The following is a 26072-nucleotide window of genomic DNA, read 5'->3' on the forward strand; positions in this document are numbered from 1 at the left end:
GAGGACATGACATGCGCCTCGCTCTCGTTGATCTCTACGCACGCGCGCTGCGTGACCATGCGGCCCTCGAACGCTTCGCTGTCCGCCGCCAGCGGTTCCTCGAGGCGCTCGACTGGACTGCCCTGGGCGATCAATTTGCGCGCGAAACATCCATGGCCGACGACCATATTATGGGCGATCTCGCGGACGCTTGGCTCTATGTCTGCCATCTCGAAGAGCGCCTTGTGGCGGAAGCGCCAGGAAACGACCCCGCGCAGCCTATCGATCACTACCTCGTGATCGCATGCCCGTGGCGATAGGGCGTTCATGCCGGACCAGCGAGAACTTGCCATTCTTTCCAGAATGGCTATTTTATATAAATTGCGCCGCGCCGAGATGTCTGTGCGATTCTGGCTGTGGGGTCACAGCGATCGAGACCAATGAGGCGGCCAGGAGACATGGACATGGCATCTGCTGAGCCCGAAAGGAACTTCGACCACTTCACCGCGGTCAAACTGACCGACGCCCATAACCGCCTCGGCCAGATCGTCGATGACTGCCAGCGCGAACCGGTGATCCTGCAAAAACATCAGCGGCCACGCGCTGCGATCGTCAGCATGGAGTTTCTGGAACATGCGCTGGAAGCCCTCCACGGCTATCGCGAGGTCATAACCCCTGAGACGATCACCGATGAGCAAAAGGCCCACCTTGAAGCTGCCCGGCCAAGCGCCGCAGAAATCGCCGCCGACAAGTGGGACGACGAACTCGACCCCGCTGCCGAGACGCGGCGACGTTCTGAACTACGTCTTCCTTTTCGCCCGTGAAGCGCAGGCGGGCCGCGACGAGGGCGTCAAGGCCCGCCCGGTAATGGTGATGGCCGTCGTCGGCCGCCGCGTCAGCGTCATGCCGCTCACCACGAAAGGTGACGACAAACCAGCATCCTCGCTCGCCATCCCGGCGCCTGTCGCCTCGGCGATGGGCTTGGGTGGCAACACCGGCTCGAGCCTGGTCCCCGGCGAACTCAACGCCTTCGAATGGGTCGGCCATGATCTGCGACCGATCGACAAGACCGGTAGCTTCCTCTTCGGTCGTTGCACGCCGGGCTTCTTTGCCACCGCGCTGGATGCCTGCCTCCATATAAAGCCGCTCTCCAGAGATTGACGGGGCAAAGCCCCGTCGTTTGCGCAATCGCTTGGCCCCTTGCCGCTGCCACCAATTGCTCTGACGCAAGGGACGGCGCTGCTCCTGCCTATCGCCCAGCGTCTATCAGGATGGGCCATCCGGCATCGATGGGTCGCCACCGCGACCAACCTGTCGCCCAGGCGGTGCCGCGATCGCACTCGTGCCGCTCTCGGAACGCGCCTATCGCGCCCTTGGCATTGCCCGTGTACCTCTCTCCAGGCGGTGTCGCCACACGTCGGCGGATGACCTCCGGCCTCACGCCAATGGGCAGGCGAACACGGATCGCGATGCCTGCGGGTTTCAGACCATCGCCCGGCACCACCGCTCAGGTTGGACGTCCAAGGCGCCTGATCTCCTGATTGGCCCACCGACCTCCCTTCGCCTTTCCTGTGACACCTGCGGCGAGACGGCGTCGCATCGCAACCCGCTTACGGTCGCCCGTGTTGCCGCTACGCGGCTGCCCGCGCCAGCTCCCTTACGCGGGTTCCCCTCCGCTTGCGCTCCAGTGCGATGCGACACCGCACGCCGCTCTTTCGGTGTCACCGGCGGGAAGGCCGTCGGACCAACCAAGGAGCACCGCCATGAACAACGTCAACATCACCGGCCGGGTCGCCAAAGATCCCGAAACCCGCGGCACCGTCACCACCCTCATCGTCGCCACCGACCGCGTCAAGCTCAAGGACGGCAAGACCTATGTCGACGAGGCCACCGGCTACACCGCCAAGGAGACCGAGTTTCACAAGGTCACCTGCTTCAATGGGCTCGGCAAAGGCGCCGCCACCCGTGAGAAGGGCAACGTCGTCGCGATCACCGGCCGGCTCCACTATTCGAGCTGGGAGGACCGCGACGGGGTCACTCGCTATGGCTGCGAAATCATCGCCGACAAGATCGATTTCTTCTGATCGATCGGGCGGCGCTCAGGCGCCGCCCCTATCGTCCGACGATCGGGCGCCGGTACAGCGTGTAGGCACCAGGAAACGCCGCTGTTCCCGCTGCCCACGCGTCCAAAGGTGCGACGGGCAGGCAAAGATGGAGCAGTTCGACCAGTTCGGTCCATATCGGATCATCTTGGGCAACGAGAAGGCAGCGCTCGCCATCCGCGGCGTCGATCGTAATCGCGACGAAAACCATGTCGTCGTCGCGCTTCGACACAGCGCTGGTGATGCCGGAGACCGCCGACCAGCCGATGAGGCGCTGCTCGCCTTCAATCACCACCGAGATGCCATCTTCGGAGATCCCGGCGATATGCGTCGCGCCGTCCTCCCGATCATCACGCAAGCCTTCTGCCATCCTATTTTCCGCCGCTCGAGGGGGACAGCAGGTCCGCAACGCCTTCCGCAAAACCCTGCGCAAGCACGGCCTCGTCCCGGGTCAGCCGGATCTCACCTGCCAGGCTTTCATCCAACAAGTGCTTGAGCCTCGCTGCGAGCGCGCGCGCCGCCTCGCGGATCATTTCCTCGTTCATAACTGACCTCGTGGCGCAGCGGTTTCGACAGGTGGTCTGTCCGAACGATCCCGGGCTCGGCGGCCATGGCACTTGTCGCGACTCCGACCATAACACAGACAGACCGAGGATTCGCTCGGGCATGCGAGCGGCGGTAACCGTGATCGACACTTTGGTACGAACCGTACCTCGATACGGATATGCGACTTCTCACCTGACAGTCCCTTTGGGGGAATGCTCCAGCGTTTCCGACCAGAACAGCTAGAGCCGATTTGCTGTTAACCCGCCCGCAGCGCGGCCGGGGCAAATCGAATTCTCTCTCTAACATCTCGGTATCAGACAAGCTTCATCGCCATAGTCTGATGAGCCTCTGGCCTTTTGTGCAAGGATGCGCGGTTCCCCCAATTTTCATGGGCCCGTCACTTTCGCTTCGCTCCGCTTACGGACCCAAGAAAATCGGCTCCCCCACGCCCCGCTGCGCGGCGCGGGGACAAGCCCCGCGTCCCTGACAAAAGCCCGCCAGCTCATCCGATGTGACTTCATCTTTCATCCAATCCCGGATGAGAGATCGACTTGTTCGGAGGCTATGATGACTTCTTTCAACAACTTCGCCGATCTTGCCAGCCACATCGCGGCAGCGCGCGTGAACGAGGATCTGACCGAAACCTACGAGGGCGCGTTCATCGAGCATAGCGAGATGGCGAAGCTCAGCATCGTCGATGCGCCGGAAGCGCTCGACATGCCCGATCCGGAGCAGGTGCGGGCCGCCGTCGAGATGATGATGCAGACCATGTTCGACGTGCTGCGCGACACGCGCATGGAGCCGTTTGCGACTGACCTCGTCTGGGGTTTCGCCAACAGCTTCCACGTCGTCGCCAAGCGCATCGAAGGCCGCGAGGACGATGCAGCCAAGAAGCTCGGCGAACTCGCCCGCGCCTATGATCCGTCGGAGATCTACGCGACCGAGCTGGAGGACACCCAGCTCCTCTGCCAGACGCTGCAGGGATGCCGCGAGGCGATGGAGTGCATGCGCGACCATGCCGCCGAAATGTACCGCGTCGAGACCGGCAAGCCCTTCTCGCCGGTGCGTGGCAGCCGGGTGTCGAGCGCGCTCAACGCCTCTATGATCGACGCCCGCGACTATCTCGCCTCCCGCGCCCGGGAGCGTCGCGAGCAGTTCGCACCCGAGGGTCCCGTCGTCGCCTTCTCCGGCGGTCAGGCCTGGGAGGATGGCGACCTGCTCTGGAACGGTCTCGACACCATCAAGGCCCGCATCCCCGAGATGATCCTCGCCACCACCGCACAGTCGAAAGGTTGCGATGCCGTCGCCCACGCTTGGGCAGCGTCGCGCGGTGTGAAGGTCATCCAGTTCCGCCTCGACCGCAGCCAGGGCAACCGGGCAGCCTTCGTCCGAAACGACCGCATCCTTGGTCTCAAGCCGGTCGAAGCGGTGATCTGCGAAGGCTCGGGCATCCAGATGAACCTCGCCCAGAAGCTCCGGCAGGCCGGGGTTCCGCTGCACATCGTCAAGCTCTCGCAGCAGCGGATCGAACGGCGGGCGTGAGCCCTTCGGAGAGGCTCCGGCTCAGGCCGGGGCCTCTCTACTTTTCTTGCGTTGGAAATGCGGCGCTCAGGGGCGTCGAGCCCCATCGCGCCGCGGGGCCTGACCGTTCCGGTCGAGTTCGCACCTCTCGGGTGCGCCATCTGTACCGCGCCAAAAAGGGAAGGGGGAGCGGCCAGGCGGTTCAACGAGGGAGGACGAGATGTCCATCGTGTTTCGCATCGCCACCGACGCCGACAATCACCAAGGTCCGGTCGCCGTCATCACCGCCCGCCAGCTCGCGGCCTTTCGGGCGTTCCTGCGCGCGGAAAGCATCCGTGCCAACACCGTCCTGCTCGCCCCGGATGCGGCAGACGACGCGTTCCTGTCCTACAGGTTCGAGGCACGCGTCTGCCCGCTGGCGCTCGCCAGCGTAGCGCGCATCTTCGACTTCGACACCGCGGTGATCAGCGTACTCGAGGAGGCCCAGTTCCGTGTCCGCCGCGTCAGCGTCTACCGCGACGAGGGCGCCGGCACGATCAACATGCGTGTCGCACTCACTTCGGATCTCGGCGTCGAACTCGACCTCGCCTCCGGCAACGCGTTCGCGTTGCTCGAAAGCCTCGGCCTCAATCCCGACAGCGTCGGTGAGATGGCCATCGCCGCGATGCGCAAGCGTCTCGCCAATCCCGCCATAAAACGTCGCATCGCGGCCGAGGGCCTCGCCGATTATGTCGAGCGGCTCGATCGGCTTCTCGCCACGGCCGATTCCGACGAAACGTCCCGGCTGGAATGGGCTTAGCTTCCCCAATCTTCCCATGATGTCATGCGCCCCGCGTCCGCCGCAAGGATGAGCGGTTCCCCCAATTTTGACCGTCGCCTCGCTACGCTCGCACACGGCAAAATCGGCTCCCCCGCTCCCCGCCGGGCGGCCGCCCGCAAGCGTGCGGTCCTTGCCCCGGACGCGCCGCGCATGACCCGACACCAGTCCCTTATGAATGGAGGATATAATGACCATCGAATCAACACGCTGCTGCGACGATGTCGCGCTCTGGCCCGACGGCAGCTGGGCCACTTTGGGCGACATCTCCAACGGCGACTATCATTGGAAAAGCGACGACTACGAGATCATCTCCTACCTCGAAACGGAGCGCCTCACCGCCCTGGGCGTTTATGAATGACGAGCCTACTGGGATGGGCCTGGCTCCACCGCATTTCGCGCGGCCATCAACCTGCTGAGGGATTCGGTCGAAAGCGGCCGGATGCCCTCGGGTGAGAAGTTGACAAGCGACAGTAGCGTGCTCCACCAACGCGCCGCCGAGCATCTCGAAACCCTGCTGCGCCAGAGCCTCGCGGCCGGGTAACCACCCCACCCTCAGAGGAATAAAATCTCTCACAGACTTCCCAGGATGTCGTTGAGGGCGACGCCGCGTCAAGGATGAGCGGTGCCCCCAATTTTGCCGTGGCCTCCGCTCCGCTTCGCTCCACTCCAACCACGACAAAATCGGCACCCCCACTCCCCGCTTCGCGGCGCGGGCTGCGCCCGCGTCCCTGACCCGGCGCCACCCTCAACGACGGCCAATCCTCTGTCATTCAAGACAGCAGGAGGCTCACATGCAGATCACTTCGACCAACGCCGGATACGACACCGCCGCTTACCTCGCCGCCGTCGCATGCGCCGAACGCCGCGCACTCCACAGCTTCTTCGACCAGCATGTCATCGAGGACGAGGAAATCGGCTACATCACAATCGACGAAGGCGACTATGGCGCACTGCCGGCCCAGCTCATCGACCGGGTGGTCCACACGGTTCCCGGTAAGATGGACGACGAGATCTGAAACGACAGGGGAGGGGCCTCGCGCCTCTCCCCTTTTTTGCTGCCTGGGACTACGGGCATGAGGGGCATCGAGCCCCTCATGCCCGTGCCGCGACGAACGTCGCGGCGGGACCCTCAAGCCGCCAGTCGCTTCTCGACTTCTTCGATTCCCAGCTTCCTGATCCGCTCGATCAGGCCGCCAAGTCGCTTGGCTTCGAGCGTCAGCAGCCCCGACTTGTCGACGGTCGCAATCGCCTGCTCTCGCTCTTTCTCCAGTAGCTTCTTTCGACGTTCTTCCAGCTTGCGTGCGTCCTCTTCGAGCGCCGCTCTTTCCTGTTCCAATGTGCGTGCCATAGGGGCCTCTTGGTTCACGCTGATCGGGCTATGAACGCTGACACTATAGCCGCTGATCTGGTTGGCCGGAAGATGCAGTTGAGCTTGGCGGCTCGGCGGTCCTTCGGCCCGCCGACCGGGGCTCTATTCGCTAGGCCGCCGACGCCCCTTCGGGCCGCCGCCGACCAATCTCACGGAGCCAACGCTGGCGCGTTGTCTCCGCCCGGTGGGGTAACGATCCCCTGCCGTCCGACGGTGGCCAGGGCCACCGTCGATGGGCGCGCTGGGTCTTCGCCCCAAGCGCGCTGGGATGGCATCGCTTCGCTCGCATCCTGCCCGGTCGAACCCGGAATCATTCGCCCGCCACCGGCATTCCAACGATGCTGAGGCATCGCCGGTCCTTCGGCCGGTTCCGCCCGCAGGGCGGCTTTGAGCCCAGCCGGGCCCGGAAACGACCCTCGTCCAGAAACGCCAGCAGACGACCAAGGGTAGAGGATCAATCTCTGAGGATTGGGAGCACACCTTACGCACTGGCGTGCATATCTTTTCCGCTATTTTACAAATAGTTACCGACTAAATGACCTGTGGCACGTTGTGGGACGCGCTCCGGCGGGATCGAATATCCTGTAATTCCAAAGGCTTGTGCGTGCCACAAGCGAACACGCGGTTTTGGCCTTCTCGGATTTCTTGCCCCGTGGCCCGGCCCACGCTATAAGCAGGCTACTTTTTGAGACCCCGCCAGCCTCCCTGCTAGGAGGCTCGGTTTGACCACCGCTTTCAAGCATTGCACGGTCCGGCTCGATCGTGAGAAATACAATCGCGTCGTCGCCATCGCGGCCGAGCGCGATTGTAGCCCATCCGAACTCATCAGGAGCGCCGTCGACGCCTTCCTGACATCGGATGATCTCATCACGGCCAGCCAGCGCCGATTGGCGCGGATCAGCGAGTTCCAGCAACTCGCGCTCGACATCATCATCCGCGAGCAATTCCCCGAGTTTCGCGACCGGATCATCGCCGAAACCGACAAGCGCCTGGTGCAATATCATGGCGCGTAAGGACATCCGCTCCAACGGGCAGAACATCCCGCTGACCCACCATTCGGCGCGCGGTCAGGTCCAGCGCAACTCGGGCAATTTCACCCGCGGCAGCCAGCTTCTCACCCATGAGATGCTGATGTGGTTTTCGGGCGCGAAACTGCCCGTCATCGTCTGGTTCTTCGTCTTCCTGGCGGCGTGGTTCATCATCCTGTCGCTGAAGCTCGACGAGCATGGTTTCCAGCTCGTCTGCATGAAGCTCTACGCGATGCTCTGGGACTGGATCGCTCTCGATCCCAACAAGCGCGTCAACGTCACGCTGCCCAGCGGCGAGATCCTTCGGACGATCATGGCCGTCGTCCAGCAGATTCCCGAGGTCCAGCAGGCCTGGTCCGTCGCCATGCGCGCGTTGCTCGGCGCCTTCCTCGTTTCGGTTTTCCTGACCATCCCGCTGTCGATCTGGTTCGTCGATATCTCCCAGGGCCGGGGCAGGCGCATCCTGCAGGAACGGCATGAGCGCGGGGCGATGCTGGTGACGCGCGACATCCTCTATTCCGAGGTCAGCCGGCACAATTTCGCCAAGTATGAAGAGGAAGCCCGCCAGCACTTCCCCGGCATGTCACCGGCCAAGGTTCTGCAACTCCCATTCGCGGAGCGCAAAGCGGCCGGCATCCATCATCCCTACTCGCTCGCCGGCATCCCCTATCCGCACCGGATGGAGCAGTCGCACACCATGCTGATCGGGACCACCGGCTCGGGCAAGACCACCGAACTGCGCAGCCTGGTCCGGCAGATGCGCGACCGCCAGGACACCGCCGTCATCTTCGACCTTACCGGCGCCTATGTCGAAGCCTTCTACGACCCGGCGCGCGACACGATCCTCAATCCCATGGACCTGCGATGCCCGGCCTGGTCGATCTTCAACGACTGCACCACCCACAGCGAATTTACTGCCGCGGCCGCTGCCCTGATCCCCTCCGATGGCGGATCGTCCGAACCCTTCTGGGCGCTCGCCGCGCGGACCCTGTTCATCGAGATGTGCATCCGCCTGCAGGAGCGCGGGCAGACCACCAATCTCGCACTGTCAGAGAATCTGATGACGGCCGATCTGAAGCGCGTTCACCGCTTCCTCGCCAACACCATCGCCGACCCGCTGACGGCCCCTGAAGCCGCCCGCATGGCCGAATCGATCCGCGCCGTTTTCAACACCAACGCACAGGTTCTCCGCTTCCTGCCCGACGACGGCGAACCCTTCTCGATCCGCGACTGGATCACCCGCGACAAGAAGCCCGGCAGCATCCTGTTCATCACGTCGAATTACGTCGATCTGGCGATGAACCGGGCGCTGCTGACGCTCTGGATGGACCTCTGCATAAACCGCCTCATGACCATGCCGCGCACCCGCTCGCTGCGCACCTGGTTCATGTTCGATGAGCTCGGCGCACTCCATAAACTGCCCGCGATCGAGAACGGCCTGCAGACCGCTCGCGCCTTCGGCGGCGCGATGATCCTTGGAATCCACAGCTTCGAGAAACTGGTCGAGGTTTACGGCGAACAGGGTGCCCGCAATCTCGCGTCGCTCGCCCGCTCCAAGTTGATCCTCGCGACCGCCGATCTCGACACCGCCGAGCAATGCGCGCGCTATATTGGCAACCGTGAAGTGCGCCAGATGGATGAGGCGTACAGCTATGGCTACAACAACACCCGCGACGCCTCGACCCTGACCCCGCGCAAGCAGGTCGAGCCCCTCGTTATCGCCGACGACATCACGAACCTGCCGTCGATGCACGGCTTCGTGAAATTCCCCGATGGCTTCCCTGCGGCCCCCGTTTTGCTCGAATGGAAAGACTATCCCCAGGTCGCCGAGGGTTTCGTTCCGCGGCCCAATTTGCAGCCCGTCCGGTCCAGGCGCGGAGAGGAGGTCTTTAATGGGGACGGCGGCGAAGCAGGCGGGCGTGATGGCGCACTGCAGATCGTGGAAGAGGTGGTGGACGCCACCAATATCGCGAAGGAGATGGCGGCGCGGATCCTGTCCGATCCGGTCGAAGAGGAGAATCAGGAGACCGCCCGCAGGGCATCCCAGCGCAGTGACACGTCCGACGAACAATCGACCCCGCCCACCCACGCCGCCGACAAGGCGCCGGCCTCGCGCAGCAATGGCGAGGAGCAGACGCCGGCGCCGCGCGATCGTGATGATCGGCGCGACGGCCGCGACGCCCAGCGCGCGCCCCAGGTCGAGGATCAGACCCTCGTAGAACTGCGCCAGGCCTTCGCCCCCGGCCGCGACGACGACAGTATGGACATGGGGATCTAGCCCATGCTCTCGGTTGCCTCCGTCCGCTCCGCATCCGGCGCTGCGAACTACTTCGCCAAGGACGACTTCAAGGACAATTATTATACCGCCGACGGTTCGTCCGAAGTCAGCATGTGGGCGGGCGAGGGGGCCGACGCGCTCGGCCTGCAAGGCGAGGTATCAAAGGACGCTTTCGAAGGAATCCTGAACGGCATTCTCCCCGATGGCGAAGGGGTCGCCCAGGTCGAGAACCGGCGCGCGGGCGTAGACCTCACATTCTCCATGCCCAAGTCGGCATCGGTGATGGCCTATATCGCCGGCGACAAGCGGGTGCTCAACGCCAACATGGCGGCTGTCCGCAAGACGATGGCATGGGTCGAGAAAAACCTCGCCGAAGGCCGCAAGGATGTCGAGGGCCGCAAGGTGCCGGTGCAGACCGGCAATCTCGTCTACGCGCTCTTCCAGCACGACACGAGCCGCGCGCTCGATCCGCAAGCTCATATCCATGCCGTCATTGCCAATCTAACGAAGATGCCCGACGGCAAATGGCAGGCGCTCCATGCCGACAAGATCTGGAGCAGCAACACCACGATCGGCTCGATCTATCACGCCTTTCTGCGGGATGGTCTGGAGAAGCTGGGCTACCAGATCGATGCCAAGGGCAAGCACGGCACCTTCGAGATTTCCGGGGTGCCAAAGGCGGTCCTCGAGGCGTTCAGCCAGCGCCGTGAACAGATCCTCGAAAAGGCAGCCGAACTCGGCATTGTGTCCCCCAAGGGACGCCTCGCCGTCACGGCCAATACGCGCGATCCGAAACTGAACGTCGAGGATCGCGACGGCCTGCAGAAGGATTGGATCGACAAGGCGGCAGCGCTCGGATTCGACGGCAAGGGACTGGTTGCCTCCGCCGTAGCGCGCGCGGGTCACTCGCTCGCCGACAGCAAATTGGAACGAGGATTCCGCGCGGTTAGCGACGCCATCAGCGGTGCGCGTGAAAAGATCGGCACCTTCCTTCGCCCGCACGATCCGCTGGTCGACAGCGCGCTCGCGCGCGTGACCCAATCGCCGGCCGAGGCACGAACCCAACTCGCGGTTGCATCGGCCATCCGAATCCTCTCGGAGCGAGAGGCGGCCTTCAACGTCAATCTCGTCTCGAAGACGGCGCTCGACCTCGGCCTGAAGGGTGTGACGATCGACACCGTCGAGCGTCGCATCGCGCAGATGGTGGAGAACCGGCAGCTCATCCCGGGCGCCGTGCGCGATGGCGACAAGGGCATCCGCATGGTGACGACGCAAGAGGCTCTGCGCACCGAGGAGAGCATCCTGAAAGCGGTGGAGGCGGGTCGCGGCAAGGCGTCGCCCATCATCGCGGCCAGCGATGCGCCGGCGCGACTCCAGGCAGCCGCGACACGCGATCTCAATCCTGGGCAGCTCGCCGCCGCGACGCTGATCGTCTCGTCGGCGGACCGCACCGTCACCGTGCAAGGCGTCGCCGGCGCCGGCAAGTCGACCATGCTGGAGGCGGTCGCGCGGGTGGCCGAAGCGGAGGGTCGCGACGTCACCGGCCTTGCCTTCCAAAACAAGATGGTCGCGGACCTGGCCGCGGATGCCGGCATCAAAAGCCAGACCATCGCATCGTTCGCGCTGGCCAACGAGCGGTACATCAGCGAGCGCGACACCCCGCGCTATGACGCGGCCCGGGCGAAATTCGGCGGCACCATGCTGGTGGTCGACGAGACGTCGATGGTCTCGAGCAGCGACATGCTCAAGCTGCACCAAATCAGCGAAGCGCTGGGCGTGGACAAGCTGGTCCTGGTCGGCGACCGCCAGCAGCTCTCGTCGATCGACGCCGGCAAGTCCTTCGCCATGATCCAGGCGGGCGGCGGCACGATGGCGCGGATGGACGAGAATATCCGCCAGCGCACCGACACGCTGCGCACGGTGGCCGCCCTCGCCAATATCGGCAAGGCGGGTGAGGCGATGAAAGTGCTGGGCGACAATGTCGTCGAAAGCATGAATCCGGCTGAAGCGGCCGCCGAAATGTGGCTCGGCCTATCGAGCGATGATCGTGAAGCCACCGCCGTTTTCGCCTCCGGACGCGCATCGCGCGCCATCATCAATCAGCGCATACAGGACGGCCTTGCAACAGAGGGCTCCGTCAAGGGCGAGGGCATCCACCTCACCGTCTTCGAGCGAGTCAATCTCACCCGCGAGGAATTGCGCTACGCTTCCAGCTATCGCCCCGGCCAGACGCTCGACGTCGGGCGGGGCGGCGCGCAGGATGTCGGCCTTGAGCGGGGTCGCTACGACGTCACCAAAGTGCTGCCCAATGGCAAGGTCGAACTGAGCGACGGCCGAAGGAAAATCCGCTTCGACCCGCAGAAGCTCTCGCCGACAGAGAAACGCGACCGGCTCGAGCTCACCGAGAAGAAGGATCTCCACCTCCGCGAAGGCGACAAGATCAGGTGGACCGCGAACGACAAGGACCGCGGACTTCACAATTCCGCGCTCGCCCGCGTGCTCACCGTCGACGCGAACGGCGTCACCGTCGAAACCGCCGGAAGAGAGCGCCTCACCCTCGACCTGGGCGATCCGATGCTGTCGCGCCTCGACCTCGCTTACTCGCTCAACATGCACATGGCGCAGGGCATCACGACCGACAAGGCGATCACCGTCATGTCCAGCCATGAGAGGAATCTCTCGAACCAGCGCCTGTTCAACGTCGGGGTCACGCGTGTGCGCGACGAGTTGACGATGGTGGTGGACGACAAGGAAAAGCTCACCCGCCAGCTCGACATGAATCCCGGCAACAAGACCTCCGCTCTCGAAACCCTCGGCCGCCTCGATATCGACGGGAAGAAGGGACCGAAAATCCCGGAGAAGTTCGATCCCGGCCCGATCGACGGCGTCGACCTGTCCAATCTGCCGGATTTTCCGACCGACCTCCCTCCGCTCCCGAATGGCCCTGCCAGGCCAGCCGAGCTGGCGAAGGTCGACGATCTCAAGAAACCGCCGGACCTCAAGCCCGACCGTGGCGACATTCTGCCGCCGCTGCCGGAGCGGAGCCTCGGCCTCGATTTGTAGTGTGAAGCCGCCGGCGCGGTGCCGGGGCCAATTTGGAGACTGACTATGAGTGGTTGGGATTTCGATGAGGGCGGCAAGTTCGGCAGCGAAAAAGCGGCCGAGGATTATGCCAAGCGCAACAACATCGACATGCGCGACATCCGCACCCGCCGCAAAGGTGATGAGGTCGAGCTGGAGATCCGTCGCTCCGCGCTCGATGGCCGCTCGCTGCGCGACAGCGGCGAGGGCCGCCGCGACGGATGGAGCTGAGAGGGGCAGGAGAGAGGGGAGGCAGGGTGAGTCGACGAAAGGTGCGGCTCACCCATCCGGATCAACCGCACCCCGGATCGACCAAACTCGACATTTCCGCTGCCCTCCCGGCTTGCGCCCCACTGCGCGTGCGGTCGCCCGATCGATGCGGGCGGTCTTTGAACGGAGAAACCCGATGGAAGGCTATTTGCTGGCCGTTGCGGCCACCGCATTACTCGTTTCCCCTGCGACCGCCCAGCGGGTCGGGCAGGGCGGTACCGGCGTCGATGAAAATTCCGAACTGCCGCGGTGCAGCCAGCCCCTCGGCAGCGTCGCCTTGGTCGAGGATCGCAGCGTCGCCGGCGTGGAAGACCAGCTCCCACCCGGCATGAAAGCGCTCGTCCAGCTGGCGGAACGGCAGAATGGCGGATCCACGGCAAAGGTGGACCCGCTTCCGTTGCTGAAGCTCCTGGCCGCGCGTTCGGGCTGTTTCGAGGTTGTCGAGCGCGGCCAGGCGTTCGATGCGCTACAGCGGGAACGCCAGCTCGCCGCCGGCGGCACCGTCGCCAACGGCTCGGAGTACAACAAGGCGACGCTGCGCGCGGCCGATTACCTGCTCACCGCTCAGGTCCTCTACTCCGATAGCAACAGCCTGGGTGGAGGAGGTGGAATCGGCGGTACGTTCGGTTCCGCCGTCGGGCTCAAGACCAAGACGCTCGAGAGCCAGACGATGCTGACGCTGGTGAACGTCAAGACCGGCGTGCAGACCGCAATCGCAACGGGCTCCGCACGCAAAAGGGATGTCTCCGTCGTCGGGGGCGGCCTCCTGCTGAGCATCGGGGTAGGGGCGCTCGGTGGCGTCTACACCTCGACGGATATCGGCAAGATCACGTCCCTGGCCCTGCTCGATTCCTTCAGGAAGCTCGCCCTGGACGCCCAGCGCCGGATACCATCCGCCGGCGTCGTTGCGCCGGTCGCGCCTGCCGCTCAGGCCAAATAGCGGGGTGGGGCCATGGATATCGGCGAGGTACTGTTCGCTCTGAAGGGGCGGGTCGGACGAGGGCCGTTCGTCGGCCTCATCGTCGTTGGTTGGGCGATGGCTTTCGGTTTCGTCCACTACAATCCCGTCGCTATCCTCCAGCATGGCAGTGCCCAGACACTGGCGGTGCTTGGTCTGGCCATGCTCATGCTTTGGGTCAGCGTCGCGATCACCGTGAAGCGGCTCCACGACGTCGGCCTTTCCGGCCTGAACGCCATCTGGATCGGCTTGCTCGGAATGATGGGCGATCCCCTCGACACCAACGCTCCCATCCTGATGGGCGCCGCGGCGATCTCCATCGTCGCCCAGCTCTGGCTCTGCATCGAGCCGGGAGCGAAGCGACCCAATCGCTTTGGCAATCCGGCGTCGGCATAGAAGCACGAAAGGCAGCGCCATGGACATCCAGCACGATCTTTTCGGCGCAGCGCTCGCGCCGATCGTTGACGATCCGATCACCGAGCCGGCCCTTTTGCCGCTCGCCGCACCCTGCGGGTTCCGCAACAGGAAGAACGCGCCGTGTCAGCGGCTCGCGTACCGGCCGCTCAGGTGCGACGGAAAGCACCTCACGTCGAACGGCCGGCCACTGCTCCACTGTGTTATGGAATGCTTCAACGGACCCTCGGCCGAGGACCTGGCAGTACAGCTTGAGAAGGCTATCGGATGACGGGAGAGTGGCTTCGTCTTGCCGGCGTGGTCGAGTCCAGTGCTCGAGGACCCCTGCTCCGAATCGAGGACGGCACGCGCTGGCGATTGATCGTGGAGGTCGCCATCGACCATCTGCATGGTCGGTCGATCACCGTTGAAGGCATTCCGGAAGGAAATGCGATCGCCGCTTATTATCTGGCGCCGGCGAACGAGGCGCCCTCATGCTGACCCGATCTTCCGCCTTCCCGGTGCGTCGTCCGGCCTGCCCCTATTGCGGGTGTCCCATCGACCATTGGCCCAGGGCATCCCACCTCCAAACCTGCGGCACCTGCAAACGACCGATGATGCTGATCCGTTGGCCTTTGGACTGGAATGGCCCGAAGCGGCTGCGCGGGGTGTTGGATTTTGGGTTCACCCTCTACGGCCTGGCGACGTTGGCGCTGGTCCTGCTGTTCTCGATCACGAATATGCCGCCGAGTTCGGGACTGCCTGTGATCTCATGGAGAGCGCCTGTTGCGATGCCACCAGCTGGCAACCGGCCGTCGAGTTCGCTTAGGCCGAATGGGATCGCGCCATGGCTCGCACCCACGCCTTCGATCTGCGCGATATGCGCTCGCAGATGTTCGAGGACGATAGACTGGCGCATAGCATTGGTGCGACTCGGGAGCGGTTGAAATGTTCCCTATACGTTCTATCTCCCGACCGCTTGAGTCAAGCCAGGAGCTCGCGGGGCTGTCATCTGGGCGTTTGCCGCCAGTGGCACTTTACCCGGAACACCGCGAAATCGGGTAAAGTGCCACTGCTGTTGCTCTACAGAAGACGGGGAGGCAGGAAATATCCTGCCGATAACGAGCGCCAATCTGGCGCGTCCGGTGAAGTGCCATAGCCGGAAATTCGCTCGCAAGGGTGCGAATAGGGATTCACACTGAGCACCCGATGTGCTTGTAATGTTCCATGTTTCAACCGGATCTCTTTGTGTGCGACGAAGGCAGCACGGTCCTAGATCTGCCGGCGGTTCTTGAGCGCCTGGCCGGCATTTCAGACCGCCCTCGATACACGTTCATGGTGCTCAACCTGATCGCTAAGGCGGCGGGACCATCTGGGCGTGCGGGTCCCTACGTGAAGGATGCCGATCGCCGTGTTCCTGTCCGGGACTGGCTCTCGGATGCCATGGTCCCGATGGCGCAGCGTGATCCCAAGCGCCGCGCGACGACAGCCGCTGTGCGCGACGAACTCTCCCGCAGTGGTGATCTGCCGGCCGATCCCGCTGAGGCCCATGCGATCATCGACGCCGAGGTGCGGCGCCGTGTGCTCCGATCGGGTCGATGCAGTGTCAGTCGGGCAGTCTCCGATCTGGTGAAGGCAGGGCTCGTTCGCCGGCACTACCAAGGGTACCGCGTCGACCATCAAAATCGAGGTGCGCAGCGCGAAGCGGTCTACACGCTGACCCCGCAAGCTGCCCACGCTCTCGGCGCGCGGCGCTAAGCTACAAGTCCGAATTGCGGCGCTCGATCTCGGCTGCTGCAGCGTCGGTTTCGCGACGCTCGAGCTCGCCAAGCACGAAGGCTCGAACCAGCCCCTCGTCCGACATCGCTTGGACACGTCGCGCAAGTTCCTGGGGATCAAGTGCCGCCGTATACCTCATCCACCCCCTTGATCATGAAGGCCGCGCACGAATTAAACACCGCCTATGACTTTCATGGCTGCCGTTTTGGGATCTCCATAAAAAATCGGGTCGACACGTTCCATGATGTCGGCACTGACATCCAAGAAACTTCGCTTGTTTTCGATGGGGATAAGAGCCCGCTTTGCCCCATTGTCCATCGCGACCTGAAGGGGCTCTGTGAGCGATCGAAGCGGTTTGATGTTTCCCTGCACACTCATGTCACCGAGTACGAGCAATGCTGGACTGACCGGTGCTTTTCGAAGTGCAGAATAGGCCGCTACAAAAAACGCGATTCCAATCTCTGCCTCTACACGATTGCCCAATAGGTCAATCACCTCGACATGCATATCCGACGTCTCAAGCTCGCGTCCAACGCCGAGTTCCGCCTTCTTCGACTGGACGTAGCTGAAAGCTCGTTGAACCGATTCCTTCATCGCTCCCGAAACTCCGCCCGCCAACTTCATTTTCCCGGCTCCGCTCGAAATCGAAACCTCTAAGCGGTAGAGTCCAACCGTTCCGTCGGATGTCACGCCGGCTGTGTATACAGTCCCAGGAGAAAGCGGATCCAGGGAGATTAGGTCACGTCCCCCTTGCTCCGGCACGCCTACGAACCTTTCCTCCCCTGTTTCCTGGAGCGTGTAGCTAAACGATGTCTGATAATATTCGAAGGAGCCCATCTTCTTGAGCTGCTCTTTCACGCGGCGGCGCCCTTCAAGAGCCAATCCAAGAATTTCCGCTAGTTCTTCCTGGGTCACGTCCCCATGTGGAAACAGAATCTTCATGAAACCGGACACCGTCTTCCGGACGGCTTTACGATCGCGGGCGTTGAGGTGAGCGCCCATTGAAAAGTACCTGTCGCTGATCTCCGTGAAATTGTGTTTGCGCATCTCGCGCAGTGCTTCGGCGAGATAATCAACGACAAACCCATAGTGATCTGTGAACAGGTCGTTCCGCATCTGCGGGATCTCCCAACCCGGGAGATAGAAGTGCAGGCGATCGATGAACGCCATGTCGTCGCGGATGGTGTCCGGCATCGGCGCGAAAAGGTGGCCGGTCTGAACCATAACGTCGATCGGCAGATTGGTATTACCGAACATCGCAATGCTGGCGTCCCCTGCGACAGCCTCCTGTCCCCGCTGGAACGTGCCAGACTCGCAGTAGGTTTTCATCGTCGTGATGACTTCCTTCGGCATTTTCTGGAGATCAGCGACCTCGTCGAAACCGACGACATCCCAGATCTGGACCATGCCTTTTTGGCGCCCAGACATGTGACCGAACAGATTGGCGACCGTAGTCCCTCCCGTCAGGAGAGCGGTGTAAGGCGAGACCTCCTGGACGACATAGCTCTTGCCGGTGCCACGTGAACCGAGTTCCACGAGGTTGTAGTTTCGCTCCGCTAGCGGGATCAACCGCACCAAGAACAGCAGCTTCAGCCGTCGAGACATCTCGCCAGGCTCATACCCCATGCTTCGGACGATGAGATCGATCCATTCGTCGGTCGTAAACTGCTTACGGACATCGCGGTACTCATCAAGGTCGAACGTCGCGATTTGAATAGGGACCAGCTTGTCGATCCAGAACGGATTCTTCCCTCTCGTCTCCTCGTCAGATTCAAACCGCATATCGACTTGAGCCCAGACACCGCCCATTAGCAGGCGCTCGTAATCACGCACGTACTGACTAGGGATATGAAGAAATTTGTTGTTAAAATTAACACCCTCTCCCCAGTAATCAGAATCCACCAGGCGAACTTTAACCTTGTCGATGAATGAGTATTTTCCGTTCTCCTTGACCTTGCTTTGCGCCTTCGCAGACTCATCGGGCCGGATGTAATTGTTTGCCAACGTGTCATTGACGACCTGCAAGCCCATCTGAATCGCAATTTCATCTGACGAGGCGCAGTATTTTCCCAGTAGGAACTCAAGCACGAACACGGGGACGTTCGCCCCGACCTTAACCTTCCGAACGAGATCCTTGCGGACGACCTTTCCAGCGAACAGTTGGTTCGCCTTATTGTCGAGTGCGTCGCGGGTCGGTGGTGATCCGTTGCTCATGCTCAAACTCCGAGGCGAACCGGGATGTCGGTGGGTGAACGGTACAGCTCGGCGTCCGTTGTCGGATCTTGAACGACCACCCGGAGAGATGGTGAACTCTCGTCGCTCAGCAGGAACGCGACCGTGACGGGCTTACCGGCCTGAAGCCTCACGCAACCTGTCGCGCGATCAAAGTCGCCATCGACGGCCATACCCACTCCGCCAACCTGCTTTCCGGCTGAAATCAGGAGCGGTCGGACCACCAACTCGTTCGGGAAGAGCGAGAGATTTTTACCGTCGAGTTGGATCGTCACGCTGAATATGCGGTTCGTGACGGCGACAGGCAGGCCCGTCGCCGTCACCGGTCCTGCGGCCGTATGCTCTGCCTTTCTCGCCTTCATGCGGACGGTCACCACAGGTATGACCATTTCTTGCAAGGAGGGGCCGCCGTGGTGGAAGGCAAGATCCCCGCCCGCTTTGAATACCCCGCTACCGATGGGAAACACGAAATCCAGATCGGATTCATACCCGAGCGCCGAGGCGGTGACCCGAACGCAACCAGCCGGGGTTGCGCCGCCGCGCCCAATCCAACAGCGACGATGGAGGTCAATCTCGTCGCCCCCCGGCGCGTCGATCCGCATGGACTCGTCGCGGTCCGATGGGAAGAACAGATGCCCATGATCAGCGGTCAGCACGCAATGCTCGACGCCGGCGGCGGCAAGCTTGCGGATGGCCCGGGCTAGATTGTCGATGACCGTATCCATCACCTGACGAGCCTGGAAGGTGAATCCCCGCTCGCCAGCATGATCGATCTCCTGAGACCGCACGATGATGACCTGGGCGTCCTCGATCTTCTTGGCAAGCCGGGAGGGTTGGAGACTGAGCAGTTCGTCCAGAGCCATATCGGCAAGCTTGGGCACGCGCGAGGCGGCAAATTTCTTCCGCGCGGCTAGGTCGGGAAGGAAAGCGTCGTCGATTTTTGCACCGAGCATCCCGGCCTGCTCGACAACGCTGAAGCTTGACGATGCCCCCGGCTGAAGTGCGGCCATACCAATCGGCGTGATGCTCGGCAGCGCGCAGACAGCAGGTCGCACGCTGACTTCCACGGACTTTGGAAGCCGCTCGGAGAGTTCGACGCCCATCTCGAAACGCATGGCGTCAACGAAGAAATACGCTACGGGCTTGGGCTGCTCCGAGACGATCTCGCTGTATATTCGTGTTTGGTGCAACGACGGCGAGACCGTCCATTTTGCCGCGACAAGAGCTCTCGTAAAGCCATCGGCCATGGCGCGGCAGGCGTCTTCGTAGACGCCCCGAACCACCCCCAGCGGACGCTCCTCCGGTTCGTCGTCGAGATTCGCGACCCATGCCTCAAGGCGGCGTTGAGCCTGGTCCAATTTGAACCAGCCGTCTTTGGCTGCGTATGCGCCAATCCAGGCATTGGCGTCGCCACCAGCTTTCCCGACCGCGGCGCGCACAGCCACACCGAGGCTCCCCAGCTCGGCCATGCGGCGACACGCCTCCCACTGGGCCTTCCGTCCGACATCACGATCTAGCCAGAAGCTATGCTCACGCCCACCAATGATTTCGAGTGCCTGATCGAACTTCCTCTCCGCGACCAGGTCGCCGCAATGGGCCAGCAGCACGCGTTCCTCAAAGCGGAACGTGTCGATCGACCCGAGAGTCCCGGCGGGGACGACGGCGTCGCAAAGCCCCAGCTCGGCCTCCACGCGATCTGCCATCGCGGGATAGACGTCGGAGAACCTCGAGCGAAGCTGATGGGCGAGCTCCCGAACCGCTCCTTCCTCATCCCTGGACTTCGGCGCTGGGATAGCGTCAAGAACCGAAGGGGGGGTGCCGCTGAGATCACATCTGAATTCACCTGCAAGGCCATACCGCAAGGTGATGGATCGCAGCTTTGACAATGCGGCGTCGTCAGGAAGCTCCAGCCCGAGCTTCGAACGCACAAGCTTCACCAGCTCACGAGTCGCCTCTTTTGCCTCGATCTCGGCATCGCGCTCGTCGCTTGCGAGCCATGCCGCGATGATGCCCTCGTTCCCCGACGTGCTGTGGAAGATCGACTTCAAGACCGATGGCGGCTCGGTCGACGAGGTGTCCGACGATGCACGCGCGAGGTCCTCATAGGACACACGCTCCGGTGCAAGCATCTCATCAATGACGCCGTCGGTGTATCGCTGGCGCAGAACATTGCGCGCGAGCCGCTTCAGCTGCGGCTCATAGCAGTCGCCAGCCTTTTCCAGTTCCATCAGGACCGAGCCGTGGCGATCACGCTCACAGCCGGGCAGGTAAACGATCATGCACTCGGACGGCGCATCCCCACATACAAAGGGCTCTACGACCGTCCGAAGCTCGAACATCGAGCCGTCATATTCCGTCAACCGCGCCGCAGTGCCGCTAACGGTCACCGGCACAGCCTCATCGCTGGTCCGCGCGCTACCCCGCAATTCAGCGATGAACGACGCGAACTCGCGGCGAACATCGTACCAGACAACTACCTTCCTGGCTTTGAGCCTCTCGGCGAGCTGATTCGAAATATAGTCTTGCAAGGGGTGCATCAGCTGAGACCTCCGCTTTCCACCTTGGACAATTCTTGAAAGCGGGAGGCGAACCAGCGCAGGCGCGCAATGCCGTCGGACACCGCATCGCCGGACGAAGAAATGATGTGCCTCGCAAGCTGCGGCAAAAGCAGAACCAGCAGGAGATCAGACGAATTCCTGTCGAGCGTGAAGCGTGCTTCACCTTTCACCGCTAGCTTTGCGGTGAACTCATCGAGAGCTTTCTGCCCTGGCTCTGTCATCGGCTCCGGAGCAGCTATCAATCGGCGTATGCCTTCCGGGGAAACTAATCGAATCGGCTGTAGCGCTTCGTAGAGTGGGCCGGCGTTTCGACCAAAATCGATATCGGGAAACCATCCGCGGACTCGCGCGACAAAGTCATAGACGTCCGTGAAAACGCCACCGTGTTCGCGCTGGCGCCGCTCGGTTTCAGAGAACAAGTTGCCGATTGTTATGTCGCCCTGCCGAACGGCGAATCCGAGCGAGACTAGGAGACTGCGCTCTTGCTCGGAAAGCGAACCTGTCAGGGGCTTGTAGCCAAGGTCGTGTTCGACCTCATTCCACACATGGGCCATCATACTGCAGATTTGGATTTCGCAAGGGACGTCCGAGACATTCGCGTAAGTACCGATCACATCGGTCTCTGGTAAAAAAGCCTCGATATGCGTGGCCCTGTAGAAGTTGCTATTGTCAGCCGCGTTCTTGTCTTTCCTCTCGCTGTTCGGCGAAGCGCCACGCAAATCCACGAACCGCTTGCATACCAACTGTACGACTTGGTCCTCATGCCTCTGCTCGTAGGTGGCTATCCGCACGGCGGCGAGATCGCGTACCGCGTCAAATACCGATTGCACACTCGGCAGATCCTTCTTTCCAGACGCCGCAAAGCGACGGAGTTTGCCCTCAAGGCTTTTGGGACTCTTCGCGCGATAGGTCACTTGCGCGCGGATCGCGTTTCCCTCGACGATCTCAAACCTGCAGATCTCCGCGACGCGCGCCGAGAGCTTCAGATACCTGTCGTACTCGCGGTGATAGCGGAGAACTGCGTTCTTGATGGTGTCTTCGGAGATCGTCACGGCGATGATCTCCTTGTTCTTTCCTTCGGACCGCTTGGTGCTGAGGCTTCGGTAAGCTCCTTTAGTGCCGCTTTGACCGCAACTGAGGTCCGTTCACGGACAAGCTCATCGACAGGGCGCTTTGGAGTTGGTCGTGGCTTCCACTTCCCATCATCCCCTTCCGCCCAAAGAACATCCTCAAGTCCGTGGGTGATGGCGAGGCTACGGTCCGTCGCGCATTTCGGAATCACGCGCTCGGGCCATAAATGCATGGCAGCGTGCGACCAACCGTATTTCCCCGACGCAAGTTCGTCCCACCTGCCTTTCAGCTCCTTCTGCCAGGACCGGTGCTGCGGCACGAGTCGCCAGAGCGGCGCCATAGTCAGCACCACGCCGTCGTCGAGCGCTGATTGCCAGAGCGGGGCAACGCGCTTGACCTCTTCGACGAGAGAACGAAGCTCTCCGACGAAGGCCTCCTGTTCGGCGATTTCCGTGCGTTCTTTCGCTGAGGGATTTGAACCGGTAGTTTGAACGAGGCTAATGAGCTGTCGCTCTTCGTGAGCGAGTTTGGGGATCACCACGTCGTTCTGAACTTGAAAGAGACTATCGCGGGTGAGTCGGTGTGAATAGAGCCAAACACTATATTGGCCAGAGGGAACCGCAAGCTGCCAATATATTGGAGCCTTGCGGCGACTCTTGGAGTAACGCTTCAGGTGATATTCGAAGAAACTCGACGCCATCCATTGCCGCAAATCGTGATTCTTTGGGTCAAGCAGGGCAGCAACCTGATTCCACCACGTATCGGCGTTCGGCTTAAAGACCTCATCAAACACTGAGCGCACCGCCGTGGCGAGGTCATGCCTATGTCCCCGGTCATCGACGAGAATGCCGTTTCCCGGAAATGCAATTGGATATCCCTCCGGCTGGTTCGCGACCGGCAGGCCGTGATCGCCAGTAAGCATGCCTGGCGAACAGACCGGAAGCGGCTCGAAGGGATCCGGTTCTTGCGGCTGGACAGGCGCATCGATGGCGAGGCGCATGTCGAAGCGCCCAAACGCAACCCCAACCGCCCAAGAGACGAATCCGGCCGCAAGGCTCATTGCATCGGCGTTGCCCCCACCATCGTCATTCTCGTCTATGTCAGACGCGGTCTCCTCCTCGGTGTCGTTCTCTGTCTCGGCTTCGGCGATTTCGGGGGCCTGAGCGCCAAAGCCCTGAGTGATAGTGCGCCGATCTTCTTCGTGTATTCCGTATAGGTCGAAGCAGCGAACGTCGATCAGCGCCTGGATTGCAGCCAGTCCTGCCTCAGTCGAACGCACATGCTCAACCCAATTGTTGGTTCGCGCGGCCACCGATTCACCCGTGGCCTGAAGTAACGGAGGCAGCACAAAGGCGTGAGAGTTCTCTGTGCGGGTATCAAGTTTATGTTTCAAAGACCATGCTTGGTGGGAAAGGCGAGAAAGACCGGCAAGCTCCTCTTCCGAGAGGTAGGGGACAGGTGTCTGCTGTATAAGTCCTGCCTCGAATGACTGGGCAAGCTCGGTACGCGCAAGCTGGAGCGCGACAAGCGAACAATATGCGGCTGAGTTTACGACGGCGCAAATTGCTAACAGATTATCTGGCGCATCATTCGAGACAAATACTGCGGGCCCTTTATCCCCGAAGATGCAGCCTGAAGGCATCAGACGAAAAGAGAGACCATTCGTTCGTCGCGGCCAAGTGAGCCCTGGGCGAAAGAAATATTGCAATGAAGCGGGCCGAACGTCCGGCCTGTGAACCGTACCCAAATACCCAGGATAAGTCAGCCGCAGACGATCCCAATGAATCACCAGATGTACGTCTGAATAGTAGGTCGAGAATGAACCACCCTTGAGGTGTGGAACCCAACTCCAATCGTCACGCTCCGAATGGAATGGCACCTCCCATGCCGCTCGAATCCAACGACCGTCATCGGTGGTACCATTTGTACGTCTCGCTACCGTCCCAGAAGACTCAAGCGGCTGAAGATCGACAAATAAACGTCGTATCTTCTCACTGACCCAGTACGAAAAGGGCGCCCCAGGAACTAGCTCGAAGCTCTCCGTGTCCACATCGAACCGAATTCTTCCTAACGCTGCGGCAGGATCGGTGATGGCTGTACGCAGGGCTGCCGCCTTGTCATCGGCTTCCACAGCTCGCAAGAAAACCGTCTTCATGCCACCACCTCCTTGCTCTTCTCGAGGCAGTAGGCCGCGACCTCAACCATGGCGCTGTCCAGCACTCCATAGCCAAGATCCGCAAAGACGACAGGTGGTGCCTCCCTCAGCAGGATTTCCTCGCGCCATTTTTGAAAGCTGGACAAGAAGAAGCCAGTTCGCGAAGTGATCGCGCCAAGCAGGCCATGTGGGTGGAGAAGCTCAATCCCGCGCTCGACGAATGCGGCGTAAACGTCGTTCTTCGTGCGCGGGAAGCTCTTCTCGAATTCCGCCTTCGCCCCGAGACTACAGGCCCCGAAGGGGGGATTCATCAACACCAGGTCGAACCGAGTTCGTACCAAATCGATCAGTGCGACGCCCTGGGCTGCATCGCCCGCGAACAACCGCCGGCGGACGCTTGCACTGCCGGTGGCAGTCTCCGCGAACGTGTACAATGCCTCTGCGATGCGAGCCTCGGCCTCGTGGAAAAAGCCGTCGTCATCGATGCCGGAGAGATCCAGCGAGCCCTGTTTTGGCACGGGCTCCATGCCTGGCAGAAAAGCGGTAGCCTGACGCTGCTTTACAAATTGCTCGCGAGCCCGGCGCAGCTCTGCCGCTATACCGTCTTCCACACGAAGGAGCGTACCAAGCTCGCCTGCTAAGCGGCTTTCGCCGACCATCTTCTTGAACAGGTCTCGTAGTAGCGGTGGATCAAGCCGCGCAGCGAATTCCTCAACCAGTCCAGCGTCGCCCGGCATCGGCTCTGCCACCACGATATGCGTGCGCTGAATGCGCGGCCTATCGGCTGCTATAATGCCAAGATCTTTCCAAGCGCGCTGCGCCCGCAGCCAGAGCGCCAAGGCCGCGATCTGCGCACAGCGCGGGTCGATGTCCACGCCGTGGAGATTATGTTCAACGATCAACCTCGGAACTGCTCGGCGCAGATCGGCGAGCTCCGGATAGTCTTCGCACAGCGAACGTTCCGTCACTTCACTTATGGGACCGACACCCCCAGCCGACCAGGCTTCCTCGTAGATCACCAGCAGGAGATCAAAGGTGTAGAGCAGAAAGTGTCCCGAGCCGCAGGCGGGGTCCAGGGCGCGGAGGTCGCGCGGATCCTTCCGCGGGCGTGCCTGAATAGGGCCGTCTGCGGAGCGCACTAGATACTCACAGAGCTCGATCAGCCGCGTTTGCTCGCCATGCATCTCAAGCCAGAGGCGGCCAAGCGTGTTGTCGACAAGAAATTGCACCACATATCGCGGCGTGAAAAATTGGTTGCGCACGGCCAGTTCGCGGCTGTTGCGCGGGGCCTGACTCTCTTCGCGCATTCTCTTGCGTTCTTCGCCGCTATTGAAGAACTGGTAGACCCATCCGATCGTCTCATCCTCACCCCAAACCCCCGATAAATCAGGTGCGTTGAGGATGGCCAGCAGCGCCTCAAATGTCTGCCGCTTGGGCCACAGGACGGACGCGGCGTCGCGGCGGTCGAACAGGACCTTTATCTCGGTTGAGAACTCGTCGAAGAGGTTCTCAACATAGAGGCGATAGCCTGCGGCATCGGGGAGCAAGGCCACCCCTGGTGCCATTCCGCAGAACTCTCTGAAACCGGCGGACTGTTCGCCTTTCGTGATGCACTCTTGGACCAGTTGGCGCGCCTCCAGCATCTTGAGCGCGACAAAGCGATTAAGCGTCGTGAAGGCGGAATCCCGCACATAGTCCGTGACCGCCTCCACGACGGCCGTCCCAGCGGCACGTTTGTGTTCGATGGTGGCGACGATCTTGTCCCGCTGAAACTGCTGGCGGGCTGAAAGATGCGCGCCGCCGGTCGGAGCGATGACGCCGCTTCGCAATACGTCGAATGTCCCTTCGAGCTGCGACGAAAAATCCTCATCAAGCAGCTTCCGCGCTTGCTGGGTCGCTCGTTCAATGGCGTTGCGCTTCGCCTTATCCATG

General features: G+C 61.9%; 28 protein-coding genes. 17 read left to right on the forward strand and 11 right to left on the reverse strand.

Features of this window, described 5'->3' with window-relative positions:
• Nucleotides 1-11: 11 nt before the first annotated feature.
• The 4 genes from LQ220_RS19850 (at nt 12) to LQ220_RS19865 (ending at nt 2063) form a co-directional block, all read left to right on the forward strand.
• Nucleotides 12-299, forward strand: coding sequence for a hypothetical protein (locus LQ220_RS19850; RefSeq protein WP_230189870.1), 288 nt, complete (start codon nt 12-14; stop codon nt 297-299).
• A gap of 144 nt (nt 300-443) precedes the next feature.
• A complete protein-coding gene (locus tag LQ220_RS19855) occupies nt 444-803 on the forward strand; it encodes a prevent-host-death family protein (RefSeq protein ID WP_230189871.1) in 360 nt (119 codons plus the stop codon).
• A gap of 43 nt (nt 804-846) precedes the next feature.
• A complete protein-coding gene (locus tag LQ220_RS19860) occupies nt 847-1140 on the forward strand; it encodes a hypothetical protein (RefSeq protein ID WP_230189872.1) in 294 nt (97 codons plus the stop codon).
• Between the two features lie 602 nt (nt 1141-1742).
• Entirely contained in the window at nt 1743-2063 is a 321-nt protein-coding gene (locus LQ220_RS19865) for a single-stranded DNA-binding protein (RefSeq protein WP_046194724.1), read from the forward strand.
• 28 nt (nt 2064-2091) lie between these two features.
• Here the strand turns inward: LQ220_RS19865 and LQ220_RS19870 are convergent, their stop codons facing one another.
• Both LQ220_RS19870 and LQ220_RS19875 read right to left on the reverse strand, forming a co-directional pair.
• Nucleotides 2092-2451 carry a hypothetical protein gene (locus tag LQ220_RS19870; RefSeq protein ID WP_230189873.1) on the reverse strand — a complete coding sequence of 120 codons (360 nt, stop codon included), beginning with the start codon at nt 2449-2451 and terminating at the stop codon, nt 2092-2094.
• 1 nt (nt 2452) lies between these two features.
• Entirely contained in the window at nt 2453-2626 is a 174-nt protein-coding gene (locus LQ220_RS19875; protein WP_230189874.1) for a hypothetical protein, read from the reverse strand.
• Nucleotides 2627-3191: 565 nt separating this feature from the next.
• Here LQ220_RS19875 and LQ220_RS19880 point away from each other — a divergent pair.
• The 4 genes from LQ220_RS19880 to LQ220_RS19895 all read left to right on the forward strand — a co-directional run bounded on the left by LQ220_RS19880 (nt 3192) and on the right by LQ220_RS19895 (nt 5984).
• A complete protein-coding gene (locus LQ220_RS19880; RefSeq protein ID WP_069067124.1) occupies nt 3192-4169 on the forward strand; it encodes a DUF2493 domain-containing protein in 978 nt (325 codons plus the stop codon).
• Between the two features lie 199 nt (nt 4170-4368).
• Complete coding sequence (locus LQ220_RS19885) at nt 4369-4947, forward strand: hypothetical protein (RefSeq protein ID WP_230189875.1); 579 nt, start codon at nt 4369-4371, stop codon at nt 4945-4947.
• A gap of 208 nt (nt 4948-5155) precedes the next feature.
• Nucleotides 5156-5326, forward strand: coding sequence for a hypothetical protein (locus tag LQ220_RS19890; protein WP_230189876.1), 171 nt, complete (start codon nt 5156-5158; stop codon nt 5324-5326).
• A gap of 433 nt (nt 5327-5759) precedes the next feature.
• The gene (locus LQ220_RS19895; RefSeq protein ID WP_046194719.1) at nt 5760-5984 is read left to right on the forward strand and encodes a hypothetical protein; all 225 of its coding nucleotides are present in this window, start codon (nt 5760-5762) and stop codon (nt 5982-5984) included.
• A gap of 113 nt (nt 5985-6097) precedes the next feature.
• Here the strand turns inward: LQ220_RS19895 and LQ220_RS19900 are convergent, their stop codons facing one another.
• Together LQ220_RS19900 and LQ220_RS19905 are read right to left on the reverse strand one after the other, a co-directional pair.
• Complete coding sequence (locus tag LQ220_RS19900) at nt 6098-6316, reverse strand: hypothetical protein (RefSeq protein ID WP_046194718.1); 219 nt, start codon at nt 6314-6316, stop codon at nt 6098-6100.
• 170 nt (nt 6317-6486) lie between these two features.
• A complete protein-coding gene (locus tag LQ220_RS19905) occupies nt 6487-6687 on the reverse strand; it encodes a hypothetical protein (protein ID WP_230189877.1) in 201 nt (66 codons plus the stop codon).
• A gap of 372 nt (nt 6688-7059) precedes the next feature.
• On the opposite strand from LQ220_RS19905, the gene LQ220_RS19910 reads away from it, so the two are divergent.
• The 8 genes from LQ220_RS19910 to LQ220_RS19945 all read left to right on the forward strand — a co-directional run bounded on the left by LQ220_RS19910 (nt 7060) and on the right by LQ220_RS19945 (nt 14846).
• A complete protein-coding gene (locus tag LQ220_RS19910) occupies nt 7060-7350 on the forward strand; it encodes a hypothetical protein (protein ID WP_230189878.1) in 291 nt (96 codons plus the stop codon).
• Complete coding sequence (locus LQ220_RS19915) at nt 7340-9643, forward strand: type IV secretion system DNA-binding domain-containing protein (protein ID WP_230189879.1); 2304 nt, start codon at nt 7340-7342, stop codon at nt 9641-9643. The genes LQ220_RS19910 and LQ220_RS19915 overlap by 11 nt, the downstream gene beginning before the upstream one ends.
• A gap of 3 nt (nt 9644-9646) precedes the next feature.
• Nucleotides 9647-12706 (forward strand): MobF family relaxase, encoded by a 3060-nt coding sequence (gene mobF / locus LQ220_RS19920; protein WP_230189880.1) that lies wholly within the window; start codon nt 9647-9649, stop codon nt 12704-12706.
• Nucleotides 12707-12751: 45 nt separating this feature from the next.
• Entirely contained in the window at nt 12752-12955 is a 204-nt protein-coding gene (locus LQ220_RS19925) for a hypothetical protein (RefSeq protein ID WP_230189881.1), read from the forward strand.
• A gap of 175 nt (nt 12956-13130) precedes the next feature.
• A complete protein-coding gene (locus tag LQ220_RS19930; RefSeq protein ID WP_230189882.1) occupies nt 13131-13934 on the forward strand; it encodes a CsgG/HfaB family protein in 804 nt (267 codons plus the stop codon).
• A 12-nt stretch (nt 13935-13946) separates the two neighbouring features.
• Nucleotides 13947-14348, forward strand: a complete 402-nt coding sequence (locus tag LQ220_RS19935; protein ID WP_230189883.1) for a DUF805 domain-containing protein — start codon at nt 13947-13949, stop codon at nt 14346-14348.
• Nucleotides 14349-14367: 19 nt separating this feature from the next.
• Entirely contained in the window at nt 14368-14637 is a 270-nt protein-coding gene (locus LQ220_RS19940) for a hypothetical protein (RefSeq protein WP_230189884.1), read from the forward strand.
• The gene (locus LQ220_RS19945) at nt 14634-14846 is read left to right on the forward strand and encodes a DUF5818 domain-containing protein (protein WP_230189885.1); all 213 of its coding nucleotides are present in this window, start codon (nt 14634-14636) and stop codon (nt 14844-14846) included. The genes LQ220_RS19940 and LQ220_RS19945 overlap by 4 nt, the downstream gene beginning before the upstream one ends.
• Before the next feature lie 190 nt (nt 14847-15036).
• On the opposite strand, the gene LQ220_RS19950 is transcribed toward LQ220_RS19945, so the two are convergent.
• The gene (locus LQ220_RS19950) at nt 15037-15264 is read right to left on the reverse strand and encodes a hypothetical protein (protein ID WP_230189886.1); all 228 of its coding nucleotides are present in this window, start codon (nt 15262-15264) and stop codon (nt 15037-15039) included.
• A gap of 308 nt (nt 15265-15572) precedes the next feature.
• Between LQ220_RS19950 and LQ220_RS19955 the strand changes: the two genes are divergently transcribed.
• A complete protein-coding gene (locus LQ220_RS19955) occupies nt 15573-16103 on the forward strand; it encodes a hypothetical protein (RefSeq protein WP_230189887.1) in 531 nt (176 codons plus the stop codon).
• A 1-nt stretch (nt 16104) separates the two neighbouring features.
• Here the strand turns inward: LQ220_RS19955 and LQ220_RS19960 are convergent, their stop codons facing one another.
• The 6 genes from LQ220_RS19960 to LQ220_RS19985 all read right to left on the reverse strand — a co-directional run bounded on the left by LQ220_RS19960 (nt 16105) and on the right by LQ220_RS19985 (nt 26071).
• The gene (locus tag LQ220_RS19960; protein WP_230189888.1) at nt 16105-16263 is read right to left on the reverse strand and encodes a hypothetical protein; all 159 of its coding nucleotides are present in this window, start codon (nt 16261-16263) and stop codon (nt 16105-16107) included.
• Between the two features lie 32 nt (nt 16264-16295).
• On the reverse strand, nt 16296-18338 hold the full coding sequence (brxL, locus tag LQ220_RS19965) for a protease Lon-related BREX system protein BrxL (protein WP_230189889.1): 2043 nt from the start codon (nt 18336-18338) through the stop codon (nt 16296-16298).
• A gap of 2 nt (nt 18339-18340) precedes the next feature.
• Nucleotides 18341-20635 carry a PglZ domain-containing protein gene (locus tag LQ220_RS19970; protein ID WP_230189890.1) on the reverse strand — a complete coding sequence of 765 codons (2295 nt, stop codon included), beginning with the start codon at nt 20633-20635 and terminating at the stop codon, nt 18341-18343.
• A 257-nt stretch (nt 20636-20892) separates the two neighbouring features.
• The gene (locus LQ220_RS19975; RefSeq protein WP_230189891.1) at nt 20893-21966 is read right to left on the reverse strand and encodes a RelA/SpoT domain-containing protein; all 1074 of its coding nucleotides are present in this window, start codon (nt 21964-21966) and stop codon (nt 20893-20895) included.
• Nucleotides 21963-24140 carry a BREX-1 system adenine-specific DNA-methyltransferase PglX gene (locus LQ220_RS19980; protein ID WP_230189892.1) on the reverse strand — a complete coding sequence of 726 codons (2178 nt, stop codon included), beginning with the start codon at nt 24138-24140 and terminating at the stop codon, nt 21963-21965. The genes LQ220_RS19975 and LQ220_RS19980 overlap by 4 nt, the downstream gene beginning before the upstream one ends.
• Nucleotides 24137-26071 carry a BREX-1 system adenine-specific DNA-methyltransferase PglX gene (locus LQ220_RS19985; protein WP_230189893.1) on the reverse strand — a complete coding sequence of 645 codons (1935 nt, stop codon included), beginning with the start codon at nt 26069-26071 and terminating at the stop codon, nt 24137-24139. The genes LQ220_RS19980 and LQ220_RS19985 overlap by 4 nt, the downstream gene beginning before the upstream one ends.
• Nucleotide 26072 lies beyond the last annotated feature (1 nt).

The sequence above is a fragment of the Sphingobium sp. CECT 9361 genome (assembly GCF_918741285.1).
GTDB lineage: Bacteria > Pseudomonadota > Alphaproteobacteria > Sphingomonadales > Sphingomonadaceae > Sphingobium.

Coding starts and splice junctions, on each gene's coding strand:
- LQ220_RS19870 (WP_230189873.1), bottom strand. CDS start 2,451: ATGGCAGAAGGCTTGCGTGATGATCGGGAGGACGGCGCGACGCATATC.
- brxL (WP_230189889.1), bottom strand. CDS start 18,338: ATGAGCAACGGATCACCACCGACCCGCGACGCACTCGACAATAAGGCG.
- LQ220_RS19880 (WP_069067124.1), top strand. CDS start 3,192: ATGATGACTTCTTTCAACAACTTCGCCGATCTTGCCAGCCACATCGCG.
- LQ220_RS19930 (WP_230189882.1), top strand. CDS start 13,131: ATGGAAGGCTATTTGCTGGCCGTTGCGGCCACCGCATTACTCGTTTCC.
- LQ220_RS19895 (WP_046194719.1), top strand. CDS start 5,760: ATGCAGATCACTTCGACCAACGCCGGATACGACACCGCCGCTTACCTC.
- LQ220_RS19875 (WP_230189874.1), bottom strand. CDS start 2,626: ATGAACGAGGAAATGATCCGCGAGGCGGCGCGCGCGCTCGCAGCGAGG.
- mobF (WP_230189880.1), top strand. CDS start 9,647: ATGCTCTCGGTTGCCTCCGTCCGCTCCGCATCCGGCGCTGCGAACTAC.
- LQ220_RS19905 (WP_230189877.1), bottom strand. CDS start 6,687: ATGCCTCAGCATCGTTGGAATGCCGGTGGCGGGCGAATGATTCCGGGT.
- LQ220_RS19960 (WP_230189888.1), bottom strand. CDS start 16,263: ATGAGGTATACGGCGGCACTTGATCCCCAGGAACTTGCGCGACGTGTC.
- LQ220_RS19885 (WP_230189875.1), top strand. CDS start 4,369: ATGTCCATCGTGTTTCGCATCGCCACCGACGCCGACAATCACCAAGGT.
- LQ220_RS19935 (WP_230189883.1), top strand. CDS start 13,947: ATGGATATCGGCGAGGTACTGTTCGCTCTGAAGGGGCGGGTCGGACGA.
- LQ220_RS19985 (WP_230189893.1), bottom strand. CDS start 26,071: ATGGATAAGGCGAAGCGCAACGCCATTGAACGAGCGACCCAGCAAGCG.
- LQ220_RS19900 (WP_046194718.1), bottom strand. CDS start 6,316: ATGGCACGCACATTGGAACAGGAAAGAGCGGCGCTCGAAGAGGACGCA.
- LQ220_RS19950 (WP_230189886.1), bottom strand. CDS start 15,264: ATGCGCCAGTCTATCGTCCTCGAACATCTGCGAGCGCATATCGCGCAG.
- LQ220_RS19980 (WP_230189892.1), bottom strand. CDS start 24,140: ATGAAGACGGTTTTCTTGCGAGCTGTGGAAGCCGATGACAAGGCGGCA.
- LQ220_RS19850 (WP_230189870.1), top strand. CDS start 12: ATGCGCCTCGCTCTCGTTGATCTCTACGCACGCGCGCTGCGTGACCAT.
- LQ220_RS19860 (WP_230189872.1), top strand. CDS start 847: ATGGTGATGGCCGTCGTCGGCCGCCGCGTCAGCGTCATGCCGCTCACC.
- LQ220_RS19890 (WP_230189876.1), top strand. CDS start 5,156: ATGACCATCGAATCAACACGCTGCTGCGACGATGTCGCGCTCTGGCCC.
- LQ220_RS19855 (WP_230189871.1), top strand. CDS start 444: ATGGCATCTGCTGAGCCCGAAAGGAACTTCGACCACTTCACCGCGGTC.
- LQ220_RS19955 (WP_230189887.1), top strand. CDS start 15,573: ATGTTTCAACCGGATCTCTTTGTGTGCGACGAAGGCAGCACGGTCCTA.
- LQ220_RS19865 (WP_046194724.1), top strand. CDS start 1,743: ATGAACAACGTCAACATCACCGGCCGGGTCGCCAAAGATCCCGAAACC.
- LQ220_RS19925 (WP_230189881.1), top strand. CDS start 12,752: ATGAGTGGTTGGGATTTCGATGAGGGCGGCAAGTTCGGCAGCGAAAAA.
- LQ220_RS19945 (WP_230189885.1), top strand. CDS start 14,634: ATGACGGGAGAGTGGCTTCGTCTTGCCGGCGTGGTCGAGTCCAGTGCT.
- LQ220_RS19915 (WP_230189879.1), top strand. CDS start 7,340: ATGGCGCGTAAGGACATCCGCTCCAACGGGCAGAACATCCCGCTGACC.
- LQ220_RS19970 (WP_230189890.1), bottom strand. CDS start 20,635: ATGATCGTTTACCTGCCCGGCTGTGAGCGTGATCGCCACGGCTCGGTC.
- LQ220_RS19940 (WP_230189884.1), top strand. CDS start 14,368: ATGGACATCCAGCACGATCTTTTCGGCGCAGCGCTCGCGCCGATCGTT.